The organism is Streptomyces sp. NPDC048057, assembly GCF_040653095.1.
Lineage (GTDB): Bacteria > Actinomycetota > Actinomycetes > Streptomycetales > Streptomycetaceae > Streptomyces.
Map to the genome: position 1 here is coordinate 1 of NZ_JBEZNF010000076.1, position 2,331 is coordinate 2,331.

At 67.4% G+C, this 2,331-nt stretch carries 2 protein-coding genes; one reads left to right on the top strand and one right to left on the bottom strand.

Annotation, left to right across the window (positions count from 1 at the left end; translation table 11 throughout):
• Positions 1-326 (top strand): hypothetical protein (locus tag AB0E05_RS36355; protein ID WP_361971885.1); only part of this gene is annotated, 326 nt, incomplete at its 5' end.
• A gap of 209 nt (positions 327-535) precedes the next feature.
• Here the strand turns inward: AB0E05_RS36355 and AB0E05_RS36360 are convergent.
• Positions 536-2,331 (bottom strand): acyltransferase domain-containing protein (locus tag AB0E05_RS36360; protein WP_361971887.1); only part of this gene is annotated, 1,796 nt, incomplete at its 5' end.

Genomic DNA, 2,331 nt, shown 5'->3' on the forward strand with positions numbered 1-2,331 from the left:
GCCTCCTGCACGTCCGGCGACCACGTCCGCGCATCCCCCACCAGATCACTCACATGCTGTCAACGAACCCGAACCCAAAGCGTTTCGGATCAATAACAAACGCTGTCGCAAGAAGTGATCGAAGCCAGCTGGATGATTCCGAGGTTGAGCGCGCACGAACCCTCAAGCTCGACGAGACGTACATCATCGTGTATGTCTCGCACGTGTTGGACGGTGCCCGTCGCCGCATCACGCCATTGCCCAACCCCTTCGGGGCGCCCGGGCTCGCGGAATACTGCCTGATGGGCAGTGCGCTGCGGCTGCGGTTCACTTTGCCCAGGCAGTAAGTAAGCGCGCATTGGCGAGTCGCTGAAGGCCGGCGAGCGCCGACGCGACTCAACCGGGAGCAGCCTGAATGAGACGGGCCGGTGGGCCGGTTACCGATGGGGCCGGCGGCTCACCGGCCGCTCTCCGCGACTGGTTCCGGCGATGTGTCGCGTTGGCTCGTCGTACAAGGGTCGAGCAGACAGAGCAGGTACTGCTCAACGGTCCTCTATCAGGCGACGGACTGCTGTTCAAGGAACTCGGCCACGGATATCGGCGTTGGGTAATCGAAGAGCAAGCTGGGGGGCAGTTCGAGGCCAGTGGACTCACACAGCCGGTTGCGTACCTCCAGCGCTGTGAACGACGAGAACCCGATGTCGAGAAAGTGTTCCTCGGCCGCGATCGCATCGGGGGAAGGGTGCCCGAGGACGTGGGCAGCATGGATGCGGACGAGATCCAGCAGGCTGTCCCCGGCGTCCACCTCGGGACGAGAGGGAGTGGTTGCGTCGGACTGGTCGAGGGCCGCGGGGATCGGGCTCCCGGCCGCGCCCGTGGTCGCGATCGTGCCAACGGGCCACCAGTAGTGCTGCCGCTCGAAGGGATAGGTCGGCAGTTCCGCACGCGGCCCGGCTGGGCGGCCGTACCAGGCGTCCCAGTTGATCGGGCCGCCGGCGCAGTGCAGCCGTGCCAGCGCTGCGGACAGGGCGGACCCCGCTGCTTGACCGCGTACCAGTGTGGGCACTACGACAGGCCATGAGGACGGCAGGCAGGACGCGATCATCGGCGCGAGAAGTGCGTCCGGGCCGACCTCGACAAAGGCGGCCACGTTGGCGGAGCGCAGTGTGGAGATCACGTCGCCGAAACGGACCGTGGAACGGAGCTGACGGACCCAGTGGTCTGGGTCCCGGAGTTCGGCGATCGTGAGCGGAACGCCGGTGACTTCCGAGACGATCGGGATGCGGGGCGGATGGAAGGCGAGCGCCGACACCACTTTACGGTACGGGACCAGCGCGCCGCCCATGTCGGGAGAGTGGAAGGCATGGCTCACCCGCAGGGCCTTGACCCTGCGGCCACGCTCCGAGAACGTCCTGACGACCTCGGCCACCGCTGCCGCGTCGCCCGAAACGACCGTGGCGGACGGGCCGTTGACCGCCGCGACATCGACCAGGCCCGGATAGTGCGAAACCGCCTCGGTCATTTCCTCTTCCGAGGCTTCGCAGGCGACCATCGCACCGTCACTCGGCTGTGCCTGCATCAGCCGGCCGCGCGCGGCGACCAGCGCACAAGCATCTGCCAAGGACAGGACTCCGGAGGCATGCGCCGCCGTCAGGCCGCCGAGGGAGTGCCCGGCGACCCAGTCTGGTTCGGGCATCAGCTCGCCGAGGAGACGGAAGAGCGCGGTTTCGACGGCGAACAGCGCGGGCTGCGCGTACTCGGTTCGGTCTAGCAACTCCGCCTCTGGGCTGCCTGGTTCGGCGAACAGAACCTTCTGCAGCCGACGCGGCAGCACCTCGTCGAACGCCTCGCAGATCTCGTCGAGAGAATGTGCGAAGACTGTGTGAGAGGAGTACAGATCATGGCCCATGCCGGCCCACTGGCTTCCCTGACCTGTGAAGAGATACGCGGTGGTCAGCCGCTCCGCCGCGGTGCCCCGCACCACGCGCGGGGCCGGGCCACCGGTTGCCAGCGCAGCGAGGCTCTCCAACTGCTCCTCGCGGGTACCTGGCAGTACGACGGCCCGCTTCGAGAATGCCGTACGCCCGACCGCCAGGGAGTGCCCCACCTCGGCCGCGGCGAGTCCGGGATGCTCGGTGAGATGTTCCAGCAGACGTCCGGCCCCGGCGCGCAATGCCGTGTCAGTCGAACCCGACAGCGGCCAGAGGGCGGGCATGTCGGGCAGCGAGGACCCGGTCGTATCGGTGTCAGGGAATTCTTCGAGGATGATGTGGGCGTTGGTGCCGCTGATACCGAACGAGGAGACACCGGCTCGCCGGGGCTGTCCTTCCGGGGACCAGGGCCGTGCTTCGG